The 22443-nt window shown below is 64.5% G+C and carries 23 protein-coding genes; 14 read left to right on the forward strand and 9 right to left on the reverse strand.

What is annotated here, in order from left to right:
• Positions 1-65: 65 nt before the first annotated feature.
• From XH84_RS14940 to XH84_RS14950, 3 genes are all read left to right on the forward strand, one after another.
• Positions 66-485, forward strand: coding sequence for a hypothetical protein (locus XH84_RS14940; RefSeq protein WP_128916756.1), 420 nt, complete (start codon positions 66-68; stop codon positions 483-485).
• 248 nt (positions 486-733) lie between these two features.
• Positions 734-2308 carry an alkaline phosphatase D family protein gene (locus tag XH84_RS14945; protein WP_128916757.1) on the forward strand — a complete coding sequence of 525 codons (1575 nt, stop codon included), beginning with the start codon at positions 734-736 and terminating at the stop codon, positions 2306-2308.
• A gap of 217 nt (positions 2309-2525) precedes the next feature.
• Complete coding sequence (locus XH84_RS14950) at positions 2526-3344, forward strand: aldo/keto reductase (protein WP_128917158.1); 819 nt, start codon at positions 2526-2528, stop codon at positions 3342-3344.
• A gap of 66 nt (positions 3345-3410) precedes the next feature.
• Here XH84_RS14950 and XH84_RS14955 read toward each other — a convergent pair whose 3' ends face one another.
• Both XH84_RS14955 and XH84_RS14960 read right to left on the reverse strand, forming a co-directional pair.
• Entirely contained in the window at positions 3411-3638 is a 228-nt protein-coding gene (locus XH84_RS14955; protein ID WP_128916758.1) for a hypothetical protein, read from the reverse strand.
• Between the two features lie 95 nt (positions 3639-3733).
• The gene (locus tag XH84_RS14960) at positions 3734-4186 is read right to left on the reverse strand and encodes a hypothetical protein (protein WP_128917159.1); all 453 of its coding nucleotides are present in this window, start codon (positions 4184-4186) and stop codon (positions 3734-3736) included.
• Positions 4187-4345: 159 nt separating this feature from the next.
• Here XH84_RS14960 and XH84_RS14965 point away from each other — a divergent pair, with 159 nt between their 5' ends.
• Both XH84_RS14965 and hpaD read left to right on the forward strand, forming a co-directional pair.
• Entirely contained in the window at positions 4346-4618 is a 273-nt protein-coding gene (locus XH84_RS14965; RefSeq protein WP_128916759.1) for a helix-turn-helix domain-containing protein, read from the forward strand.
• A gap of 18 nt (positions 4619-4636) precedes the next feature.
• Positions 4637-5491: a 3,4-dihydroxyphenylacetate 2,3-dioxygenase gene (gene hpaD, locus XH84_RS14970; protein WP_128916760.1), complete on the forward strand. Its 855-nt coding sequence runs from the start codon at positions 4637-4639 to the stop codon at positions 5489-5491.
• A gap of 9 nt (positions 5492-5500) precedes the next feature.
• On the opposite strand, the gene XH84_RS14975 is transcribed toward hpaD, so the two are convergent.
• Positions 5501-6733 (reverse strand): aminotransferase-like domain-containing protein, encoded by a 1233-nt coding sequence (locus tag XH84_RS14975; protein WP_128916761.1) that lies wholly within the window; start codon positions 6731-6733, stop codon positions 5501-5503.
• An 88-nt stretch (positions 6734-6821) separates the two neighbouring features.
• A complete protein-coding gene (locus tag XH84_RS14980) occupies positions 6822-7349 on the reverse strand; it encodes a DUF3124 domain-containing protein (RefSeq protein WP_164935904.1) in 528 nt (175 codons plus the stop codon).
• 67 nt (positions 7350-7416) lie between these two features.
• Here XH84_RS14980 and XH84_RS14985 point away from each other — a divergent pair, with 67 nt between their 5' ends.
• The 4 genes from XH84_RS14985 to XH84_RS15000 all read left to right on the forward strand — a co-directional run bounded on the left by XH84_RS14985 (position 7417) and on the right by XH84_RS15000 (position 12794).
• The gene (locus tag XH84_RS14985; RefSeq protein WP_128916763.1) at positions 7417-9147 is read left to right on the forward strand and encodes a cation:proton antiporter; all 1731 of its coding nucleotides are present in this window, start codon (positions 7417-7419) and stop codon (positions 9145-9147) included.
• A 176-nt stretch (positions 9148-9323) separates the two neighbouring features.
• Positions 9324-10400, forward strand: coding sequence for a 3,4-dihydroxy-2-butanone-4-phosphate synthase (ribB, locus tag XH84_RS14990; protein ID WP_128916764.1), 1077 nt, complete (start codon positions 9324-9326; stop codon positions 10398-10400).
• Between the two features lie 127 nt (positions 10401-10527).
• Positions 10528-11742: an acyl-CoA dehydrogenase gene (locus XH84_RS14995; RefSeq protein ID WP_128916765.1), complete on the forward strand. Its 1215-nt coding sequence runs from the start codon at positions 10528-10530 to the stop codon at positions 11740-11742.
• A 134-nt stretch (positions 11743-11876) separates the two neighbouring features.
• Positions 11877-12794 carry an MBL fold metallo-hydrolase gene (locus tag XH84_RS15000; RefSeq protein ID WP_128916766.1) on the forward strand — a complete coding sequence of 306 codons (918 nt, stop codon included), beginning with the start codon at positions 11877-11879 and terminating at the stop codon, positions 12792-12794.
• Between the two features lie 72 nt (positions 12795-12866).
• On the opposite strand, the gene XH84_RS15005 is transcribed toward XH84_RS15000, so the two are convergent.
• On the reverse strand, positions 12867-13721 hold the full coding sequence (locus XH84_RS15005) for a DUF1499 domain-containing protein (protein WP_128916767.1): 855 nt from the start codon (positions 13719-13721) through the stop codon (positions 12867-12869).
• Positions 13722-13948: 227 nt separating this feature from the next.
• On the reverse strand, positions 13949-15577 hold the full coding sequence (locus XH84_RS15010) for a fatty-acid--CoA ligase (RefSeq protein WP_128916768.1): 1629 nt from the start codon (positions 15575-15577) through the stop codon (positions 13949-13951).
• A gap of 65 nt (positions 15578-15642) precedes the next feature.
• Between XH84_RS15010 and XH84_RS15015 the strand changes: the two genes are divergently transcribed.
• On the forward strand, positions 15643-16740 hold the full coding sequence (locus XH84_RS15015) for an extensin family protein (RefSeq protein WP_128916769.1): 1098 nt from the start codon (positions 15643-15645) through the stop codon (positions 16738-16740).
• Between the two features lie 38 nt (positions 16741-16778).
• Here the strand turns inward: XH84_RS15015 and XH84_RS15020 are convergent, their stop codons facing one another.
• Entirely contained in the window at positions 16779-17465 is a 687-nt protein-coding gene (locus tag XH84_RS15020) for a L,D-transpeptidase (RefSeq protein WP_128916770.1), read from the reverse strand.
• A gap of 335 nt (positions 17466-17800) precedes the next feature.
• Here XH84_RS15020 and XH84_RS15025 point away from each other — a divergent pair, with 335 nt between their 5' ends.
• Together XH84_RS15025 and XH84_RS15030 are read left to right on the forward strand one after the other, a co-directional pair.
• Positions 17801-18778 (forward strand): magnesium transporter CorA family protein, encoded by a 978-nt coding sequence (locus tag XH84_RS15025; RefSeq protein WP_128916771.1) that lies wholly within the window; start codon positions 17801-17803, stop codon positions 18776-18778.
• A gap of 206 nt (positions 18779-18984) precedes the next feature.
• Complete coding sequence (locus XH84_RS15030) at positions 18985-19203, forward strand: hypothetical protein (protein WP_128916772.1); 219 nt, start codon at positions 18985-18987, stop codon at positions 19201-19203.
• Between the two features lie 144 nt (positions 19204-19347).
• On the opposite strand, the gene XH84_RS15035 is transcribed toward XH84_RS15030, so the two are convergent.
• Both XH84_RS15035 and pdxH read right to left on the reverse strand, forming a co-directional pair.
• Positions 19348-20100 carry an SDR family NAD(P)-dependent oxidoreductase gene (locus XH84_RS15035; protein ID WP_128916773.1) on the reverse strand — a complete coding sequence of 251 codons (753 nt, stop codon included), beginning with the start codon at positions 20098-20100 and terminating at the stop codon, positions 19348-19350.
• Positions 20101-20150: 50 nt separating this feature from the next.
• Positions 20151-20792, reverse strand: a complete 642-nt coding sequence (gene pdxH / locus XH84_RS15040; RefSeq protein WP_128916774.1) for a pyridoxamine 5'-phosphate oxidase — start codon at positions 20790-20792, stop codon at positions 20151-20153.
• Between pdxH and XH84_RS15045 the strand changes: the two genes are divergently transcribed.
• Together XH84_RS15045 and XH84_RS15050 are read left to right on the forward strand one after the other, a co-directional pair.
• Complete coding sequence (locus tag XH84_RS15045) at positions 20750-21313, forward strand: RT0821/Lpp0805 family surface protein (RefSeq protein ID WP_128916775.1); 564 nt, start codon at positions 20750-20752, stop codon at positions 21311-21313. The two genes, pdxH and XH84_RS15045, sit on opposite strands and share 43 nt — an antisense overlap.
• 109 nt (positions 21314-21422) lie before the next feature.
• Entirely contained in the window at positions 21423-22385 is a 963-nt protein-coding gene (locus tag XH84_RS15050; RefSeq protein WP_128916776.1) for a DnaJ C-terminal domain-containing protein, read from the forward strand.
• Positions 22386-22443: the final 58 nt, after the last annotated feature.

Below are 22443 nucleotides of genomic sequence, written 5' to 3' on the forward strand. Positions count from 1 at the left end.
TGCGCGCGACGCCTCCTAAATAGGGGTAAATTACCCCTTTCATCATGGAATTTCAGGAGGCGTCCGTGGTCCTGAAAAGCGGTTCTTTTGCAATTGCCGTTGCCCTCGTTATCGCATGGGGCGGCATGGCGCGCGCCGACGACTACAAGCCAGACGAATATCTCGGTCTCGATCTCTCCAAGGCTGTGCTGTCTCCAAAACGTCTCGGGCCCGAGACGCAGTTCGCACCGGTCGCACTCGAAGCGCGCGGCGGCAACGAGGCGCAAGCGCGCGCGGAGCCCGTCGATGTGCCGAAGAAGGTCGCCGCCGAACGCGTCCGTGTGGCCGAGCCGAAGGTCGCGCATGCGAGGCCCGCGGAGCCGCGCGGCGCAGCCCGCGCGAAGCTGGCACACCGCCACGGCAACCCGCTCGACGCACAAGCGATGGACACCCGCATCCAGACCTGGCCCTGCCGCACCGGCGGCATCTGCAACTGGAAGCGCTGAGGCGTGATGAGATCAGACTTGATTGCTCCAAGGCAGGTGCGCTCCCTCTCCCGCTTGCGGGAGAGGTGAACGACCCGCAGCAGTCGATTTGACCTAAACCCATTCCGCGCTAGGCAGCGACGCTGCGGCCGCTTCACCTCGCCCGTCATCCTCGCGTCGCAAAACCGTCGGCGGGGAGTCAAGAAAACGTAAGCTGGAAGTCAAGGAGCGCAGGCACCTTCCGTCGCGATTCGACGAAGGTTTCCTGAATGGCGACGCTCCGCGCTTCGCGCGCATGGACCCGGCGGCAATTCCTGGTCCGCTCGACTTCAAGCCTGGCGGTTGCCTCGCTCGGCGCGCTCGCGACACCGTACCTCAGCCGCGCCGCCGATCGTCCGCGGATCGCCGGCGGCATCCAGTCCGGCGACGTCTGTGATGGCTCCGCCGTGATCTGGGCGCGCGCGGACCGTCCCGCCCGAATGCACGTGGAGTGCTCGACCGTCGAGAGCTTCAAGTCCATCATCGCGTCGTCCTCGCGCAACGCCCTGCCGGACGCGGATTTCACCGCAAAGCTGCAGCTCGACGACCTGCCGTCCGGGCAGGACATCTTCTATCGCGTCCGCTTCGACGACATCGCAACCGGCCTTCGCGGCGAAAGCCGCCTCGGCCATTTCCGCACTGCGCCGGCAGCCAGCCAGTCGATCTCGTTCGTGTGGTCCGGCGACGTCGGAGGGCAGGGCTGGGGCATCGACGTCGCGCGCGGCGGCTATCGCAGCTATCGTACCATGCTCGACAACCGCCCCGATTTCTTCATCCATTCCGGCGATCACATCTACGCCGACTGCACGATTCCGGCCGAGCAGAAGCTGCCGAACGGCGAGACCTGGCGCAACCTCGTGGTGGAGGAGAAGTCCGAAGTCGCGCATACGCTGGCGCAGTTCCGCGGCAATTACAAATACAACCATCTCGACGAGAAGTTTCGCGCCTTCCACGCGGAGGTGCCGATGTTCGCACAATGGGACGACCACGAAGTCACCAACGACTGGTCGCCGACCGGCAGCTATGATGACGCTGGCTTCGAGGATGATGGTACCCCGCGCCTGGTCGCGCGCGCCCGCCGTGCCTTCTTCGACTTCATGCCGATCCGCAATATCGGCGCGCAGCAGGGCCGGGTTTATCGGAAGATCGGCTATGGCCCGCTGCTCGACATCTTCATGATCGACATGCGCAGCTATCGCGACGATAACTGGAACAAGGGCAGCGACCATCGCGGCTGGATCCTTGGTGCCGAACAGCTCGCCTGGCTGAAGCGCGAGCTCGCCGCCTCGCGCGCGACCTGGAAGGTGATCGCGGCCGACTTGCCGATCGGTCTGATCAGCCTGGACGCCGTCGCGCTCGGCGACGGGCCGCCCGACCGGCGCGAACACGAGATCGCCGATCTTCTCTGCTTCATCAAGCGCGCCGGTGTGCGCAACATCGTCTGGCTCACCGCCGACATGCACTACACGGCCGGGCATTATTACGATCCGAACAAGGCGCAATTTAGGGATTTCGAGCCGTTCTGGGAGTTCGTCTCCGGACCGCTGCATGCCGGGACCTGGGGCCCGGCCGAGCTCGATAACACCTTTGGGCCGGTCGTGATGTACCAGAACGGCTGTAGCGCAGCGCAGGGCGATAATCTGGCGCCCTGTTTCGGCCTGCAATTCTTTGGCCGCGTCGACATCGACGGCGGGAGCTGTGTGATGACCGTGACCTTGAAGGACGTGGACAATCGCAGCCTCTGGTCGGTCGACATCGCGCCGCAGTCGCAGGCGCGTCCGGCAGTGGTCGCGCAGCATTCGTGAGGGGGCACGATGCGCTCCGGCGGCGAGGCGTGGATGGCCGGGACAAGCCCGGCCATGACGATGGAGAGGCACCGCATCTAACCCGATCTTGATTGGCCGCGCTGCGTCTCCCGGGCTATACTGTCCGCCCCGCCATCTCTTTTCCATCACCGAAAGGTCTGCTCGCGCGGCAACGCCGCGCGAATCCGGTGGGATGAACGACGTCAGGAGCCTGTTCATGGACAATCTGAAGACACAAGGCATCAGCATGCCCAAGCTCGGCCTCGGCACCTTTCGCATGCAGGGCGATGTCTGCCGCGCCGCGGTCGAGACCGCGCTGTCGATCGGCTATCGCCACATCGACACCGCCGAGATGTATGCCAATGAGGAGCCGATCGGATCAGCCATCGCCGCGTCCCGCCTGCCGCGCGGCGAGCTTCACGTCACGACAAAGGTCTGGCACGAGAACCTCAGCCCCGACGCGATCCGTCGCGCTTTCGATGCCAACCTGAACAAGCTTCGGCTTGACCATGTCGATCTCTATCTCGTGCACTGGCCCTCCAGGGCTGCGGACTGGGGCGCGGTGTTCGAGACCTTGATGACGCTCAAGGAGGAGGGGCGCGTGCGCGCCATTGGCGTCGCCAATTTCACCACGGCGCTGCTCAAGATCGCGGTCGAGGATTTCGGGGCGCCGATCGCCTGCAACCAGGTCGAATATCACGCGATGCTCGATCAATCGAAGGTGCTGGCCTATCTCGCGGCGAAATCGATTCCGCTCGTCGCTTATTGTCCGCTGGCGCAGGGGCGCATTGCCTCGGATCCGGTGCTGGCCGAGATCGGCGCCAGGCGCAACGCGACCGCCGCGCAAGTCGCGCTGAAATGGCTGCTCGACCAGGACGGTGTCGCCGCGATCCCCAAGGCCTCGCGCCGCGAGAGCCAGCAGGCCAACCTCGATGCGCTGAAGATCACGCTGGACGATGCCGATCGCCGCAAGATCGCCGCGCTGCCGAAGGATCGCCGCTGCGTCAATCCGAGCTTTGCGCCGGCGTGGGACTAGTCCGAAGGGCTTTCAATACGCAAAGAAATGACCCCGCGAGGGGCCATTTCCACGTTGCGCTCTGAATTAGTCCCAGTGATGGTGGCTGCGCTTGACCACGACGACCCTGTCGCCATGGTGACGCCAGCCGCGATGCCAGCCATAGTCGCGATGCTCGCGGAATTCGGCGCGGGCGCCGTACGGCCCGTGATGATGATAGCCGCGCTTGATCACCACCGTCTCCGCGCTTGCCAACGTCGGCGCCGCAATCACGAGCGCGCCCAGGGCCGCAACCACATAACCAAGCTTCTTCATGATGTCCTCCTCCAATCGAATGCACATCTAAACCGGGCATTCACGCGAACGTTCCGGGCGAATCGCAGGAGAATTCTGAACAGCTGTTCAGGTGACTATTCGCAACGCTGTTGTGTCGGCGTCGGGGCGCCCGTCGCGACGTATTTGCCGTCCCGGATCGTGTACTCGCCGCGCTCGCTGCGATTGTAGATCGCGCGCAGGCTGCCGTCCTTTAGGAGCAGCAGCCCGAACTCACGCGCCTGGCGCAGCGAGGGGAAGTACACCATCACATTGAGCAAGCCCTCGGCGTTGACCGTGGCCGACACCACCTCGCTCTCGTCCCTGGCCTCGCCGAAATTGCGCCGGTACATCACCCGGCCGTCCTGCCGGATCTCGTAGGTCAGCAGCGCGCCCTTGTCGCGGTCGGGCCGGGCGGCGCAGTCGACCGCCCATGATCCGAGCAGGCCCCATTGCTCGACCGTCGCGGCCAGTGTCTCGGCACCCGCCGCGGGGGCGATCGCCGCCCACAGTAGGGCAGCCGCGATCCAGCGGCTCATACAACGCGTCATGTCCTGAAGAAACCCCGCCTCGAAGAATTCCAAAGTGTAGCATCCCGCCCGCTTCCGTCCATGGCAGCCGCCGATCGCTCGCGAATTTGATCCGCGTCAATGAGGGCGGTCTTTTCCCGCGTAAGATGACGCTTCCCGAAGGCGAACCTGGATAGACCAATGCTGAATCAAGTCATGGATTTTGCGGGCGAAGTGCTGCCGGGGAGCTGTGCCGTGCCGCCTTATTCCGAGACCGAGTTTCTGACCGAGCTGGGCGATCGCCTGCGGTCCTCGCGCATGCGCTGCGACCTGTCGCGCCGCGAGCTGGCCCGTCGTTCCGGGATTTCCGAGCGCTATATCGCCCAGATCGAGGCCGGCAAGGGCAACGTCTCGATCGTCCTGTTGCTGCGGCTGGCCTCCGCGATCCACGGCAGTCAGCCCCAGGCGGCCTGACATTTCGAGGTGACCGCCATGGGGCAGCTCGTACTCGCCGCCAAGGTCACCCACGTTCCATCATTGATGCTGTCGGAGCAACCCGGCAGCCCGTTGCGCGCCGCGCGCGAGCCGGCGGTCAGGTCCTTGCGCGAACTGGGCCGGCGGGCCAAAGAGCGCGGCGTGACCTGCTTCGTGGTGTTCGACACCCACTGGCTCTCCAATTTCGGCTACCACATCAATGCCAATGCGCGGCATCGCGGCTCGTTCACGAGCCACGAGGCGCCGCAAATGATCCAGGATCTGCGCTACGATCTGCCGGGCGATACGGGCTTGGCGAAAGCCATCGCTGATAGGGCCGGGGATGCGGGCCTGAACGTGATCGCCCATCAGGTGGCGAGCCTCGGGCTCGAATACGGCACGATCGTGCCGATGCACTACATGAACCCGGACGGCTTCGCGAAGGTCGTCTCGGTGGCCTCGCCGCTCTTCACCTCATTCGAGGAGAGCCGGATCCTCGGTGAAGCGACCCGCCGGGCGATCGATGCATCCGATGAACGGGTCGCCGTCATCGCCAGCGGTTCGCTCTCGCATCGGCTCTGGCCGAACAAGAAGCTGGGCCCCGAGGCGTGGACCTCAATCGCCAGCGAGTTCAACCGCCAGGTCGACCTGCGCGTGCTCGAGCTGTGGCAGAGCCGCCGCTATCGCGAATTTCTCGACATGCTTCCGGACTACGCCACCAAGTGCAACGGCGAGGGAGGCATGGCCGACACCATCATGCTGTTCGCCGCGCTCGGCTGGTACGACTATTGCGGCGCCGCCGAGCAGCTTTGCGACTATTTTCCGTCCTCCGGCTCCGGCCAGGTCAACGTGGAATTTCACGTCGAGGCGTGAGGCGGCGCCTCAGGCCCGCTTCTCCACGTTGGCGCTGCGGGCCGGCACGCCGAATTCCTTGCGGCAGACCTCGGCCAGCACGGCGACGCCCTCGCGGATCTGCTGATGCGTCGGACTCGCAAAGCACAGCCTGAGCCGCGAGCTGGAATGGCCCTTGTTGGTCGACCATTCCGGCCCCGGATTGATCGAGACGCCCGCCGCGAGCGCGGCCTGATACAGCTTCAGCGCATCGACCTGGTCGGGCAGCTTCACCCAGAGGAAGATGCCGCCCTTGGGCTCCTCGAACTCGGCGGCCGTGCCGAACTGCTCGTTCAGCGCTTCCATCAGTGTGTCGAGCTTGGTGCGCAGAGCCTTGGTCAGAGCCGGCACGTGGCTTGCGAAATGCGGTTTGCAATACGCCGCCAGCACCATCTGCTCCAGCGCGCCTGAGCCGGCATCCGTCTTCAGCGCCAGCATCCGCGACATCACATCCCAGGGCGCGACGATGAAGCCGACGCGCAGCGCCGGCGCGATCGATTTCGAGAACGAGCCGATATGGATCACGCCGCCGTTCGGGCTCATCGCGTAGATCGCCGGCGGCCGCTGCCCCGACCAGACGAGGTCGGCATAGCAATCGTCCTCGAAGATGGGCACACCATACTCGGTTGCGAGCCGTACCAGCTCGGCGCGGCGGCTCTCCGGCATGATGCTGCCGGTCGGGTTCTGGACGGTCGGAATGGTGTAGACGTATTTCGGGCGGATGCCGCGGCTCTTCAGATCGGCCAGCGTCGCGGCCAGCAGGTCCATGCGCATGCCGTCCTTGTCGAGGGGGACGCCGACCACGTTGACACCGAGCCGGGCCAGCCGGGTCAGCGAGCCCTGATAGCTGTCCTGCTCGAAGATCACGGTGTCGCCGCGGGTCAGCAGCGTCGCGTTGACGAGGTCGAGCGCCTGCAGCGAGCCGGAGACGATCAGGAGATCGTCGACGGTGCAGGTGAAGCCGGCATCGCGCTTGAGCTTGGTGACCAGGAATTCGCGCAGAGGCAGGTAACCCTGCGGGCCATGTGCCAGCCCGTAAGTGGCGAGCGAGCGGCCCTCTCGCCGCAGGACCGTGTTGGTCGCTTCGATCAACTCGTCGAGCGGCACTTGTTCGGAATCGTTGTTGCCGCCGACGAAGCTGTATTTGGCAAGGCCTGTCCAGCGCGCAGAGGGGGCCGGCAGCCCTGCCGGAAACAGGGGCGCGAAATCGAAGCTGGACGTCATGGGGCGTTCCTCGTTTCTGTTCTTGTTGAGCCGGCCGGCGTTGCACCGGCCAGCCTTACTTCCTGCCAGCCGTCCGGGTCGGACGGCCTTACTTTTTTGTGGCCGTCCGGGTCGGACGTCCCTGGCTGATGAAAGCGTAGTGCGCATTGGCGACGCCGCCAACCATCAGGGCCTCGACCACGGGCTCGGCGATCTCGCCAGTCGCGGCCCAGTCGACCAGGAAATTGGCCCCGGTCCCGCCGCGCACGTCGTCGGTCGGAATGAAGATCGAGACGGTGGCCAGCGGCTGCAAGGCCACCGGCGCTTTCAGATAGCTCTCGACCTGCTTGCCTGCGGTGTCGAAATAGGCGATGCGTTTGATCACCAGCGGCTGGGTCTCGGAGGCGTTGTGAACACTCAAGGTCACCGAGAAGTCGACGCGCAGCTTGCCCTGGCTCATCGCGACGCTGGAGTAAGCGGGCACGTAGAACCCGCCGGAGACGGCGAGCTCCTCCTTCGGCATTGCGGTGAGGGAATCGGCAAAGTTCTGTTCGATATTGACCTTGGATTGTGCGGCGGCCGGCACGGCGAAGGCGAGGGGGCCTAGCAGCATTGCTGCGAACAGCCCTTTTCGCATGTGACGAATTGCTCGCTTGCCGCGCCGCAACCCGTCTCTAGGGTGCGGCAAAACGGACCAATTTGGTATGCACGAGCTCATTCGCGACATCACTCTCTGTATCTTGTTTGCCTGGATGCTGGGCCTGCTCGCCCATTTCTCCCGGCAGCCGCTCATCCTGGCCTATCTTATCGCCGGCTTCTTCATAGGTCCATTCGGCGCCGGCTGGGTCAAGTCGCAGGAATCGATCGGCGTCATCTCCGAGCTCGGCCTGATCTTCATGCTGTTCATGATCGGGCTGGAGATCGACCTGAAGAAGATCGTGCGGGCGGGAAAGGTGATCCTGTTCGCGGCGGGCGGCCAGCTGCTCGGCGGCTGCCTGCTCGGGGTGCTGTTCTTCGTCGGCATCGGCCTGTCGCTCGGCGGCGGGCACTTCGATGCGGTCTATCTCTGCGTCGCTTGCGCGCTGTCGAGCACCGTCATCATCGTCAAGGTGCTGTATGAGAAGCGCGAGCTCGACACGCTGCCGGGGCGCATCACGCTCGGCGTGCTGGTGCTTCAGGACATCTTCGCGATCCTGTTCCTGGCGGTGCAGCCCAGTCTTGCCAATCTGCAGGCCAGCGTCATCCTGCTCTCGATTGGCCGCGTCGCGGTGCTGGTCGCCGCCGCGCTGCTGGTCAGCCGTTATGTGCTGCCGCGGCTGTTCCACCAGATCGCCCGGCGCCCCGAGCTGATCCTGCTCGGCGCGCTGGCCTGGTGCTTTCTCGTCGCCGAGACCGCCGAACGGCTGTCGCTGTCGCGCGAGATGGGCGCCCTGATTGCCGGCGTCTCGCTCTCGACTTTTCCCTACGCGCTCGACGTCACCGCCAAGGTCACCACGCTCCGCGACTTCTTCATCACCCTGTTCTTCGTCGCGCTCGGCATGACCATTCCCGTGCCAGGTCTCTCCGTGATCGGGCTGGCGCTGATGATCGCAGCCTTCACGGTCGTGAGCCGCCTCGTCACCACCTTCACGCCGCTCTATCTGATGAAGCAGGGCTTGCGCGCCAGCCTGTTGCCGGCGCTGAACCTTGCGCAGATCTCCGAGTTCTCGCTGGTGGTGATCCAGACCGGCGTCACCGATCACCACATTGCAGCCGAGACGGCGAACGCCACCTCCTTCGCCTTCGTGGTGCTGGCGGTGCTCTCGACCTTCGCGATGAGCCGCAGCGACGAGATCACCCGCTGGGCGATCGGTCCCTTGAAGCGGATCGGCCTGCGCGACCTCGACCACGGCAGCGGCCACGCCGAGGAGGGGCACGTGGGCGGCCACGGCGAGGCCCGCCGTATCGTCATCCTCGGCTTTTTCCGTGCGGCGAGCGCGCTGCTGGCCGAGATCGAGCGGCAGACGCCGGTCCTGCTCGAGCAGATCACCGTGGTCGATTTCAACCCCAATGTGTACCAGACCCTGCTTTCGCGCGGCCTGCACGTGATCTACGGCGATATCAGCAATGTCGATACGCTGCTCCATGCCGGTATCGGCAAATCCGAGATGATCATCCTCAGCGTGCCGGATTCGCTGCTGAAGGGGGCCACCAACGAGAAGCTGGTCCGCCACGTCCGCGCGCTCAATCCGGCCGCCCTGATCGTCGCCACCGCCGACCTCTTGGCCGACGTCGGCGCCCTCTACGAGGCCGGCGCCAACTACGTCACCGTGACCCGGCTCAGCGATGCGCACGAGCTGTTCACGGTCATTGAGGCGGCCCAGGCCGGCCTCCTGGACGACAAGCGCGCTGAGCTCGATCAACGGCTCGGCGAGCGGCGAGAAGTGTTGCCCTGAGGGTGTCTGCGCCAGCCTTTTACCCGGCCCGTCCGCGCCTATATCCCTGGTATCTTCGGTGCAAGCCTGCCCCGCCTTGGCAGGCCTGCCAGCGGCATATGCGGTTGCGTCCAGGACACTAGCGCCCCGGCCCAAGTCCGGCTAAGCCTCCCGCCATAACCGATAGAGATTGGGAAATGCCCGATAGCGTTCAGGAAGTCTTGCAGGCCTTTGCCCGGGGTGAGCTCGTCGTCGTCACCGACGACGAGGACCGCGAGGGCGAAGGCGATTTGATCGTCGCCGCCTCGCTCTGCACCGCCGAGAAGATGGCGTTCATCATCCGCCACACCTCCGGCATCGTCTGCGCGCCGGTGACCACCGAGGACGCGCGCCGCCTGCGGCTCGATCCGATGGTGGCCCACAACGATTCCGCGCACACCACCGCGTTCACGGTGTCGATCGACTACAAGCCCGACGGCGGCACCGGCATCTCCGCCGAGGAGCGCGCCTCCTGCTGCCGCGCGCTGTCCAATCCCAATGTCGGCGCCAACGATTTTGCCCGGCCCGGCCACATCTTCCCGCTGATTGCCAAGGATGGCGGCGTGCTCTTGCGCTCGGGCCATACCGAGGCCGCCGTCGATCTCTGCAAGCTCTCCGGCCTGCCGCCGGTCGGCGTCATCAGCGAATTGATGAACGACGACGGCAGCGTGATGAAGGGCGAGCAGGTCGCGCAGTTCGCGGCCAGGCACAAGCTGAAGCACGTCACCATCGCGGACATGATCGCCTATCGCCAGGCGCGCGAGAAGCTGATCGAGCGGGTCTCGACCTTCGTCACCGAAAGCCCGATCGGACCGCTGCAAGGCTATGCCTACCGTTCGCCGTTCGATTCCATCGCCCACGTCGCGTTCGTCTACAACGGCGTCGGTGACGGCAAGAACGTGCTGACGCGCTTCCACAAGCCGAACATCGTCAGGGACACCTTCACCGGCCATAAGCGCATGGCGGCCGTGCTCGAGCATTTCAAGAAATCCGGCCGTGGCGTTCTCGTCTACTTGCGCGATGGCGCGGCCGGTGTCCCCGTGGCGCCGCTGCCGGACGAGTCGGCGACGGAGGCCGACCGCAACCGCCAGTGGCGCGAGGTCGGCGTCGGCGCGCAGATATTGCGCGACCTCGGCGTCACCTCGATCCGGCATCTCACCTCCTCGGTGCACGACTACAAGGGCCTGTCGGGCTTCGGCATCGAGATCGTCGCCAACGAGCAGCTCGAAAGCTGACAACGGCATTTCCGGTTCGCGTTGTTGCGCGACCCGGAAGGACCGCACCAGGACGCAATTGCACTTGTTGCCGCGGCGCTCTAGTTTGTCGGGCAAATTTTGACGGAACCAGACGAAAGGACGTTTCATGAGCGTGCGCCCTCAGGCCAAGGACAAGCCGGCTACGGCTTCTTTCCAGTGGGACGATCCGTTCCTGCTCGACGAGCAGCTGACCGAAGACGAGCGCATGGTGCGCGACACCGCCCGCGCCTACGCCCAGGACAAGTTGCTGCCGCGCGTCACCAAGGCCTATCTCGAAGAGACGACGGATCGCGAGATCTTCAACGAGATGGGTGAGCTCGGCCTGATCGGCATCACGCTGCCGGAGGAATATGGCTGCGCCAATGCGAGCTACGTCGCCTATGGCCTGGTCGCACGCGAGATCGAGCGGGTCGATTCCGGCTACCGCTCGATGAACTCGGTGCAGTCCTCCCTGGTGATGTACCCGATCTACGCCTATGGCGACGAGAACCAGCGCAAGAAGTACCTGCCGAAGCTCGCCAGCGGCGAGTGGGTCGGCTGCTTCGGCCTGACCGAGCCGGACGCGGGCTCCGATCCGGCCGGCATGAAGACGCGCGCCGAGAAGGTCTCGGACGGCTATCGCCTCACCGGAAGCAAGATGTGGATCTCGAACGCGCCGATCGCCGACGTGTTCGTGATCTGGGCCAAGTCGGCCGCGCACGACAACCAGATCCGCGGCTTCGTGCTGGAGAAGGGCATGAAGGGCCTGTCCGCACCGAAGATCGGCGGCAAGCTCTCGCTTCGCGCCTCCATCACCGGCGAGGTCGTGATGGACGGCGTCGTGGTTCCCGAAGACGCGCTGCTGCCCAACGTCTCGGGCCTGAAGGGTCCGTTCGGCTGTCTCAACCGCGCCCGCTACGGCATCTCCTGGGGCGCGCTCGGCGCGGCCGAGGACTGCATGCATCGCGCCCGCCAGTACACGCTCGACCGCAAGCAGTTCGGCAAGCCGCTCGCCGCAACCCAGCTCGTGCAGAAGAAGCTCGCGGACATGGAGACCGAGATCGCGCTGGGTCTTCAGGGCTCGCTTCGCGTCGGCCGCCTGATGGATGAGGGCAAGTTCGCGCCCGAGATGATCTCGATCATGAAGCGCAACAATTGCGGCAAGGCCCTCGACATCGCCCGCACCGCCCGCGACATGCACGGCGGCAACGGCATCTCGATCGAGTACCACGTGATGCGCCACGTCCATAACCTAGAAACGGTCAACACCTACGAGGGCACCCACGACGTCCACGCCCTGATCCTAGGCCGCGCGATCACGGGCATTCAGGCATTTTTCTGATTTGGCTCTTCGTCATTCCGGGGCGATGCGAAGCATCGAACCCGGAATCTCGGAGCCGCATAGCTCGTGTTCGTCGAGATTCCGGGGTCGCCCTTTGGGCGCCCCGGAATGACGCCAAGAACAAAGAAGAAGCCATGTCCGACAACGACGACGTCCCGTTCAACCGCAATTTCCCGCTGAAGCCCGGCATCGTCGAGGAAGTCCGACCCGGCTTGCGCCGGGTGCTCTGCAACAATCCGAGCCCGTTCACCTTCACCGGCACGGTCAGCTACATCGTAGGCCAAGGCAATGTCGCGATCATCGATCCCGGTCCGGACGATGAGGCGCATGCGGCTGCTCTGCTCGATGCCGTGCGCGGCGAGACAGTGAGCCATATCTTCGTCACCCACACACATCGCGACCATTCGCCGAACACCGCACGGATCAAGCAGGCGACGGGCGCGCCGGTTTATGCCGAGGGTCCGCACCGGGCCTCGCGGCCGCGGTTCGAGAGCGAGAAGCACAATCCGGAATCCGGCGCCGACCGCGATTTTGCACCGGACGTCAACGTCGCCCATGGCGACGTCGTCGAAGGCGACGGCTGGCGGCTCGAGGCCGTGGCGACGCCGGGGCACACCGCCAATCATCTGGCATTCGCCTGGCCGGAGCGAAAGTTCAACTTCGTCGGCGATCACGTGATGGGCTGGTCGACTTCGATCGTGGCGCCGCCTGATGGCTCGATGATCGACTACATGGACTCGCTCAACCGCCTCGCTGCACGCGAGGAAGATCTCTATTTCTCCGGCCACGGCCCGGAGATTCCCGACGGCCAGCGCTTCGTCCGCTTCCTGATCCGGCACCGCAAGGCGCGTGAGGCCTCGATCCTGCACCGCCTCGCCAAGGGCGAGACCGACATCCCGACCATGGTTCGCGCGATCTATATCGGCATCGATCCCAGGCTGACGACGGCCGCCGGCTATTCCGTGCTGGCGCATCTGGAAGATCTAGTCGCCCGCGGCGTGGTCGCGACCGAGGGCGATCCCGTGATCACGGGGACGTATCGGATGGCCTGAGGGCGAATAGCGAATGGGGAGTAGCGAGTAGGAGGTTTCCATTCGCTATTCGCTACTCAGCATTCGCCAATTTCACTTCTTCACCGTCTTCGCCGGTGCCTTCGGCGGCGTCACCGGCGTCTTCTTCACCGGCTTCAGCGCGTCGGCATCGGCGGCGGTATTGAGATCGTCGATGAATTTCTTGACGAGCGCGGCGTTGCTGCCGAGATCGCTGTCGAAATTGCGCGAGGCCGAGCGGATATCGACGCGGGAATCATCGCCGTCTGCCACGAACCTCATCGAAATGTCCTCGCGGAAACCCATGATCGGCGTGCGGGCCACCGCTTCGATGCGGCCGATCCGGCGCGGCGGCTGCGGCGCTCGCTCGTCGATGACGATCCATTTGCGCTTGTTGACGAGCTGGAGCGCGATCGCATAGGCGCGGTCGACGGAAATCTCGAGCTCGACGGGCTCGATATCGGGGTAAAAGTGGCGCTGCTGCTCCGCCGAATAGAGGCCGGCATAGACCGCGGGATTGGTGCCATCGCCGGTGCGCAGGCGCGCCAGCGCCTCGAAACGCGGCGGGTCGATCGGGTCGGTGGTGATGTCGTAGATCGCCGGCAGTTTGCGATATTGCAGACCCAGATAGGCGGGATAGGCGAGGATCGCTCCGTCGATCAGGAAAGCGAGCAGGATGCGCGCCATGCCGCGCGAGCCGTTCTGCCAGATCGCGGCAAAGCCGGCGAGCCCGAACAGGATCGAGAGGCCGGCGATCGCAAGCCCGCCGAAGAAGGTCGCAAGCGCCGGTTTCGGCTCCAGGAAGTCGAAGCGGACGATGATGATCGACACCACCACCGCCACCACCGCGAACACGGCCAGATTGCGCGCCCAGCTCGCGAGGCTGGACACGGGCTCCGACTGATAGGGAGCGGAAAACCTGCGGGCCATCGAGTGAGCTCTGCCGGGGTTGGCGATGCCGGCCGGTTGGGCGCGACGATGAGCCGTTGAGACCACGGCACGGGGGCAAATTCAAGGGATACCGGGCTGTTACGGCCCGTCATTCCGGGGCGCCCGAAGGGCGAACTCAGGTGCGCCCTGTGGCGCACCTGAGAATCTCGAGATTCTGGGTTCGATGCCGTTGGCATCGCCCCGGAATGACGGCGTGCTTGGGCCCGTTACGCTGCCGCGTTCGGGAAGCGATAATCCTTGAACTGGTCGCGTAGCGCCGTTTTCAGGATCTTGCCGGTGGCCGTGTGCGGAATACCTTCGACGAAGGCGACGTCGTCGGGCATCCACCATTTGGCGATCTTGCCGTCCATGTATTTCAGGATCTCCTCGCGCGTGGCCTGCTGGCCCTGCTTGAGCTGCACGATCAGAAGCGGCCGCTCGTCCCATTTGGGGTGGAACACGCCGATCACGGCGGCTTCCGCCACGGCCGGATGGCCGACCGCGAGATTTTCGAGGTCGATCGAGGAGATCCACTCGCCGCCGGACTTGATGACGTCCTTGGAGCGGTCGGTGATCCGCATGTAGCCGTCCTCGTCGATGGTCGAGACGTCGCCGGTGTCGAAGAAGCCGTCCTCGTCGAGGATGTCGGTGTCGACACGGTAATAGCCCTTGGCGACGGCGGGGCCGGAGACCTTGAGGCGCCCGAAGGTCTTGCCGTCCCAGGGCAGCTCCTTGCCGGCGTCGTCGGTGATCTTCATCTGCACGGCGAAGGGTGCGTAGCCCTGCATCTGCAGCACGTCGAGCCTGGCATCGCCAGTGGCATTCTGGAACGGCGGCTTCAGCGCCGCGACGCTGCCGATCGGGCTCATCTCTGTCATGCCCCAGGCGTGACGCACGTTCGAGCCCATGTCGAGGAACGCCTTGATCATCGAGCGCGGCATCGCCGAGCCGCCGCAGATCACCATCTTCAGGTCCGGCAACTTGAGATTATTGGCGGCCATGTGCTGGAGCAGCATCAGCCACACCGTCGGCACGCCGGCGGTGTGCGTCACCTTCTCGGTCGAGAGCAGCTCATAGACCGAGGCGCCGTCGAGCTTGGCGCCGGGCATTACCAGCTTGGTGCCCTGCGAGGGGGCGGAGAAGGCGATGCCCCAGCTGTTGGCATGGAACAGCGGAACCACCGGCAGCATTGTCTCGGACGCACTCGTGCCGAGGGCGTCGACATTGTTGGCCATCAGCGCGTGCAACACGTTGGAGCGATGCGAATACAGCACACCCTTGGGATCGCCGGTGGTGCCGGAGGTGTAACACATCGCGGCTGCCGTGTTCTCGTCAAACTCCTTCCATTTGAATTTGCCGTCCGCTTGCGCAATCCAATCCTCGTAGGCGATCACGTTCTTGAGCGTGGTCTCAGGCATGTGCGCCTTGTCGGTGAGCACGACGTAGCGCTCCACGCTCGGCAGCTTGTCGGCGATCTTCTCCAGGATCGGAACGAAGGTGATGTCGGCCATCACGATGCGGTCCTGCGCATGGTTGATGATCCAGGCGATCTGCTCGGGGAAAAGGCGAGGATTGACGGTATGGCAGATGGCGCCGATCCCCATGATGCCGTACCACACCTCGAGATGGCGCCAGGTGTTCCAGGCGATCGTTGCGACACGGTCGCCGAGCTTGATGCCGTCGCGCTCCAGCATCTGCGAGACTTTGAGCGCGCGCTTGTGGATCTCGGCGTAAGTGGTGCGATGGATCGGTCCCTCGACCGAGCGAGTGACCACCTCTTGCTTGCCATGAATTTTGGCGGCGTGTTCGATGATCCGGTGGCAGAGCAGGGGCCAATCTTGCATCAAACCAAGCATTCCGACGTTCCTCCGAGAAAGTCGCTGGGCGCGTTGTCGCTCTCAGCGTTGGGCCAAAGATTGCCATGAGTTTTAGCCTGCCGGACTTTCGCCGCAAATGGTCTTGTCGCGGCTATATGTCCGCCGGCGCGGCGATGGTTACTGCCGCGCTCGGACTATCGCTCGTGCTGGCCGAAAGGGCAGAGGCGCGGAAATATACGTCCCCGCTGGACATATTCGGTATCGCCGCACCACGGCCGCGCACAACGGTTCATTCCGCCAAGATCCCGCTCCCCAGACCGCGCCCCAAGGAGGCGCCCAAAGCGCCGGAAGAGGCCCCGGCCGAGGCCGAGGGCAAACCTTCCCCAGACAAGCCGTCTCCCGATAAGCCAGCGGACAAGCCCGCCGAGGCCGCGGCACCGCCCGAGAAGCAGGCCTCGGCCTGCCGTCTCGCGCTGACCGAGGAGATCGCGATCGCGCCCTCGATTCCGGATATCCGCGGCCCCGGCGCCTGCGGCGGCGAGGATCTGGTGCGGCTGGAAGCCGTCGTGCTGCCGGACAAGCGCAAGGTGACGGTCAAGCCGGCGGCGATCCTTCGCTGCCCCATGGCATCCGCGATCGCCGATTGGCTGCGCAAGGACATGGTGCCGCTGGCCAGCAGCCTCGGTTCGACCATCAGCGACCTCGATAATTTCGATTCCTTCGAGTGCCGCGGCCGCAACCGCGTCGCCGGCGCGCTGCTGTCGGAGCACGGCAAGGCCAACGCCATCGACGTCCGCGCCATCAAGCTGGCCAACGGGCAGTCGATCGGCCTCACCGATCGCACCCTGTCCCGCGACGTGCGCGAGCGCGTGCTGCACTCGGTCTGCGCGCGGTTTTCCACCGTGCTCGGCCCGGGCTCGGATTGGTACCATGAGGACCATATCCATCTCGACCTGGCGCAGCGGCGCAACGACTACCGGATCTGCCAGTGGAATGTCTGGGACCCACTGCCGCAGGTCGCTCCGCTGCTGCCGGCCGAACGTCCCGAGGAGGCGCCGCCGCGCGAGGTCGCGGCCAAGCCCGAGGCCAAGGAAGGAGCTGACGACGAGGCGGTGGAGAAGGCTCCAGCGCCTGCGGAGAAGCCGGCGGCCGAGAGCAGCAAGTCCCACTCGCACAAGCCGGCAACAAAAAAGCGCCGGTGAAAACCGGCGCTCTTGGATGTCAGGGGATCAGGAGGCGATCAGTAGCTGCCCGCCTGGCCAGTTTGGCCGCTGCCGAGCGCAAGCCGCGAATTGTAGGGCGAGTCGCCGTGCTTCGGCTCGAGCACCACGACGATGGTGCCGACCTTGACCCGGCTGTAGAGGTCGATCGCGTCCTCGTTGGTCAAGCGGATGCAGCCCGACGAGATCGAGGCACCGATATATTCCGGCTGGTTGGTTCCGTGGATGCGGAACAGCGTGTCCTTGCCGCCGGAATAGAGGTACATCGCGCGGGAGCCCATCGGATTGTCCGGACCGGGCGCAACATAGGTCGGAACGCCCAGGCGTGAGATCTCGCCCGGGGTCGGATGCCAGGCCGGCCATTCGGTCATGCTGCCGACCTTGGCGATGCCGGACCAGGCCATGGCCTCTTCGCCGACGGTGATGCCGTAGCGGATCGCCTTGCCGCCATCCAGCACGTAATAGAGATAGTGATTGTCGGAATCGACCACGATCGAGCCCGGCGACTCCTTGCGGTGGTATTCGACGATGGCACGGCGGAACGGCTCCGCGACCGGGGTGTTCTCGTACCGAACCTTGGCGAGCAGTTCCTTGTCCTTCGGCTTGAAGGCCTTGGTGTCGGTCGCCTCGAAATGCGTGGCCTGCATGCAGCCCGACAGCATCAGACCAGCGGCCAAAATCCCAAACTTAACTTTCAGCGACGACATGGTTTGGTTCCAATCAAAACAATACCGTGCGGAATGCCTGAGCTTAACGCCCAAGTTCCTCGACTCCATTAATCCCATTATCGTTGAAATCTGCCACAATTCCAGCACTGAAGCCTTTCTTCCGCGCTGCGAGAGCCCAGCTGTGGCTTTTCTGCCGCAATTTTTACGGCCCCGTGGAGGTTTTGGGGCGGGGAATGGCGGAGTGTCGATTCCGTGCCACAGTTGAGCCATGGCGTCGCCACAAATGCAAACGCTTCCTTAATGCAGTTGTCATCGTGAAACGGCCAGAATCGCGCTAAGGGCTGTCATTCTGTCGCAGGTCTCCGGAGTCGTGCATGTTTTCGGTGTTTGTTCCCTCCGAGTCCGCCCTGAAGAAGGTCGTGATCGAGGATCTTTCCGCATTGCCCGAAAGCGCTGTCTGGATCGATCTCGTCAATCCGACCGCGGCTGAGGACAAGGCGGTGGAACGGCTCGCGGGCATCGCCATCCCGACCCGGGAAGACATGCAGGAGATCGAGATCTCCAGCCGCCTCTATATCGAGAATGGCGCGCGCTACATGACCGCGACGCTGATGTGCCACTCCGATACCGACATGCCCAGGACCACGGCGGTGACCTTCATCCTCGGCGACCACCGCCTGGTGACGGTGCGCTACGATCTGCCGAAGCCGTTCGCCCTGGTCGAGGCCAAGCTGGCCCGCTCCTGCACGCCGTCCATTACCGGCGAGGCGGTGCTGATGGAACTGCTGGACGCCGTGATCGACCGTTGCGCCGACATCCTGGAGCGATGCGGCGCCGAGATCGACCAGGTCAGCCACGACATCTTCGAGCCGGAGAGCGAGCGCCACGGGCAGGCAAAGAGATATTCCCAGATCCTAATCTCGATTGGCCGCAAGGGCGACCTGACCTCGAAGGTTCGCGAAAGCCTCGTCTCGATCGGCCGCGTCGTGACGTTCCTGTCCGCGGTGGTGGAGGGCGTGAAATGGTCAAAGGACATGCGCGAGCAGCTCAAGACCATGCAGCGCGACGTGGCGTCACTGACCGACCATGCCTCCTATCTCTCCAACAAGATCACCTTCGTGCTCGACGCCATGCTGGGCGTCGTCAATCTCGAGCAGAACAACATCATCAAGCTGTTCTCGGTCATGGCCGTCGTCCTGATGCCGCCGACCCTGATCGCCTCGATCTACGGCATGAACTTCAAGGTAATGCCGGAACTCGAATGGGTGCACGGCTATCCGATGGCGCTGGTGATGATGCTGATCGCCGCGATCGTCCCGTACTGGATCTTCAAGTGGAAGAAGTGGCTCTGATCGCCTCGCGCTCTCGGAAAATAGCTACCGAGACCTTACGCCGGACGCAGAGACACGGTGAATCGTGTCGCAGAATAGATCGGGATTGAGGCGTCGCGGTGATGGGTGCACCGGGCCGCAATTCCTCCGGTAAAATTTGAGCGGTGGGCTGAACGTTTGCGCGAAACTTGTCTGCGATAAGCAGTGCGTAGCCGCGAGGAACAACCATGGTTGAAAAACACATAACGTCGCCCCGCAACGTCATCGATCTGGCGAACTACCGTCAGGTCCTGGCGAGCGGCAAGGCGTCGTCGATGTCGGCGCGGATGTGCCGGCACTGTGGTGCTCCGCTGCTCGACGGTGAGAACGACGACGACTGCTCGACTGCGTTCAGCTCGGCCGCCCCGCGGCCGCGCGACAGGTCACGTCGGATTCGAATCGATTGAGGAACGGAAGGCGAGGGCGATCCAGGTCTTGCGGCGGCGTTGTCTGGATCGCCTTGCTCCGTCCTTCGGCAAACCAGCTATCGCGTCACGATCTGCGCCGTTGAGATAAGGGTCTCGGCGATCGCGCCGTCTTTCGCGCCTTGCCTACACGTGCTGGCCGCCGTTGATGTGGATCTCGGCGCCGTTGACGTAAGAGCTGGTCTCCGTGCACAGCACGTAGATGATCTTGGCGACCTCGTCGGGCGTGCCGAGGCGGTGCATCGGGATCTGCTGCTCGACGATCTTCTCGGTACCCGGCGACAGGATCGAGGTGTCGATCTCGCCCGGGGCGATCGCGTTGACGCGCACGCCGACGCGGCCGAAATCGGAGGCCATCTCGCGCGTCAGCGAGGCGAGCGCGGCCTTCGAGGTGGCGTAGGCGGCGCCCGCGAACGGATGCACGCGCGAGCCGGCGATCGAGGTGACGTTCACGACCGAGCCCTTGGCCGCCTTCAATTCCTCGATCAGCCCGCGCGCGATCATGATCGGGGCGAAGAAATTGACGTGGAAGACATGCGTCCAGGTGTCGAGATCGGTGTCGACCGAGCCGAGCCGGGAGCCGCCGGGGCCCTTGGGCGAGATCGCAGCGTTGTTGACCAGCGCATGCAGCATGCCGCCCTCGAGCCGGTTGCGGATCTCGGCGATCGCGCGCGTGGTGTCCTGGGGATCGCCGAGGTCGACCTGGATGTGGTCCTCGGGGCCGGCGTCCCACGGGCAGTCCTCGGGGAAGGGGTGCCGCGAGCAGGTGATGACGCGCCAGCCCGCGGAGGAGAAGCGGATCACGGTGGCGTGGCCAATGCCGCGGCTGGCTCCGGTCAGGAGCAGCGTGCGGCGCGGCGCATTGGACGAATGCGGCATGGACATCTTTCAGGTCGGCCTAGAGCTCAAGACGAGGATCGAGATGAGGCTCAAGGGTACATCCGCGTCTTGGACCACTTCTGGCCGGCCGCGTCACGGCGAAATTCGATGCGGTCGTGCAGACGGAATGGGCGGTCGTGCCAGAACTCGATCCGGGAGGGCGTGATGCGCCAGCCGCTCCAGCCCGGCGGCCGCGGCACTTCGCCGATGACGTATCTGGCCGCGACTTTCGCGATGGCTTGTTCGAAAGCGAAGCGGCTCTCCAGCGCCTGCGACTGCTTGCTCGCCCAGGCGCCGATCTGGGCCTGCTTGGGCCGGGTGGCGAAATAGGCGTCGGCCTCGGCGTCCGTCACCGGCGTCACGTTGCCGCGGATGCGGACCTGACGGCGCAGCGACTTCCAGTGAAAAAGTAACGCTGCCTTAGGATTTGCGGCGAGTTCTCGGCCCTTCTGGCTGGCGATGTGACTGTAGAAGACGAAACCCTCGGTATCGAAGCCCTTCATCAGCACCATGCGCACGTCAGGCAAGCCGTCGGGGTCGACGGTTGCGAGCGCCATGGCGTTCGGATCGTTCGGCTCGCTCTTGATCGCCTCGTTCAGCCAGCTCTCGAACAGCGCAAATGGCTCGTCGGCGGCGGTGAAATCACCGGATGTTAAGGGTGTCTGGTGTTTCATCGAGGTCGTGTCGGTCATGTCTGGAGTCCGAGTTGCGTCCCGCGGCCCAAAACGCGTTGTTGTCCGCTACCGCCCTATATAGGGCATGGGGACGCGTTGGCCTATCGGCGATCCGGCCGTCAGGCTTTGTCATCACGATCATTCTCGTCGGGCTCGGGGCGGGGGGATGCAGCTTTTCCCGCAACGACCAGAGCGCCTATGCCAAGGCCGACGACAGCGACCTCACCGGCTCGATCGGGCGACCGGCGAAGGACGCCCCGCCGACCGAGACCGATCTCGCCTTCGCCCGCAACGCCGCCTCCGACGTCCTCAGCAAAGGCGACAAGGATTCCAGCCAGCATTGGGAGAATCCGGCGACCGGGGCGCGCGGCTCGGTGACGCCGATCGCGCAATCCTATGCCGCCGAGGACGGCCGCAAATGCCGCGATTTCCTGGCGAGCTACGTCAACGGGGCGACCGAGAGCTGGCTCCAGGGCGCCGGTTGCCAAAGCAGCCGTGGCCGTTGGGAGATTCATACGCTAAAGCCGTGGCGGAGCTAGGAATCGGCGCACGCCCCTAGTTGCAAAAATGCCACTCTCTTCCCACATGGATCGCAGGTGGGGCGGGGAGCCCTTTGAACAATTCGATTTCTTGAAGGAGACGTGACGGATGCGCGACCCCTATGAGGTCTTGGGGGTGCCGCGGAGCGCTAGCGCTGCCGCGATCAAAAGCGCCTATCGCAAGCTTGCCAAGAAGCATCATCCCGACAGCAACAAGGACGACCCGAAAGCCGCCGAGCGCTTCTCCGAGATCAACTCGGCGAATGAGATCATCGGCGACGAGGACAAGCGCAAGCAGTTCGACCGCGGCGAGATCGACGCCGAGGGCAAGCCGCGCTTCCAGGGGTTTCCGGGCGGTGGCGGGCCGCGCGGCCGCGCCGGCCCCGGCGGGTTCGAAAGCTATACGTTCCGCTCCGGCGGCGGCCCTGGCCAGGGCGGCGGCGCATTCGAGGATATCCTCAACAGCATGTTCGGCGGCGGGACGCGCGGCGCGCGGCCTGGGGCCGGCGGCGGCGCCCAGTTCGAATTCGACACTGGCGGCATCGGACTCGATCTCGACGTGAATGTTGCCATGTCCGTCTCGCTGGAAGAGTCGGTCAAGGGCGGCGAGAAGCGCGTCCGGTTGCCGACGGGCAAGGAGCTCAACGTCAAGATTCCCGCTGGCGTCACCGAGGGCCAGCAGATCCGGCTGCGCGGGCAGGGCGAGAGCGCGCAGGGCCATCCGCCCGGCGATCTCCTGATCACCATCAGCATCGCGCCGCACCCGTTCTTCAAGGTCGAGGGCGCCGACCTCAGGATCGACTTGCCAGTCACGCTCTACGAGGCGGTGCTCGGCGGGAAGGTCCGCGTGCCGACCCTCGGCAACGCGGTCGATCTTTCGGTCCCGAAAAACACCTCCAGTGGCCGGACCTTCCGCCTCAAGGGCAAGGGCCTGCCGAAATCTGGCGGAACCGGGGATCTCTTCGTCACCATCAGGATTATGCTACCGGACGGGAACGACGCCGAGCTTGAAGCATTGATGGAGAAGTGGCGGGATCAACACCCCTACAATCCGCGTAGCGGGCTTGGCTAAGCATGATCCGGAAAAGTGCGTAGCGGTTTTCCGGAAAGATCATGCGCAAACAAAGAGC

Origin of the sequence: Bradyrhizobium nanningense, from assembly GCF_004114535.1 — a bacterium.
In the GTDB taxonomy this organism is placed as follows: domain Bacteria; phylum Pseudomonadota; class Alphaproteobacteria; order Rhizobiales; family Xanthobacteraceae; genus Bradyrhizobium; species Bradyrhizobium nanningense.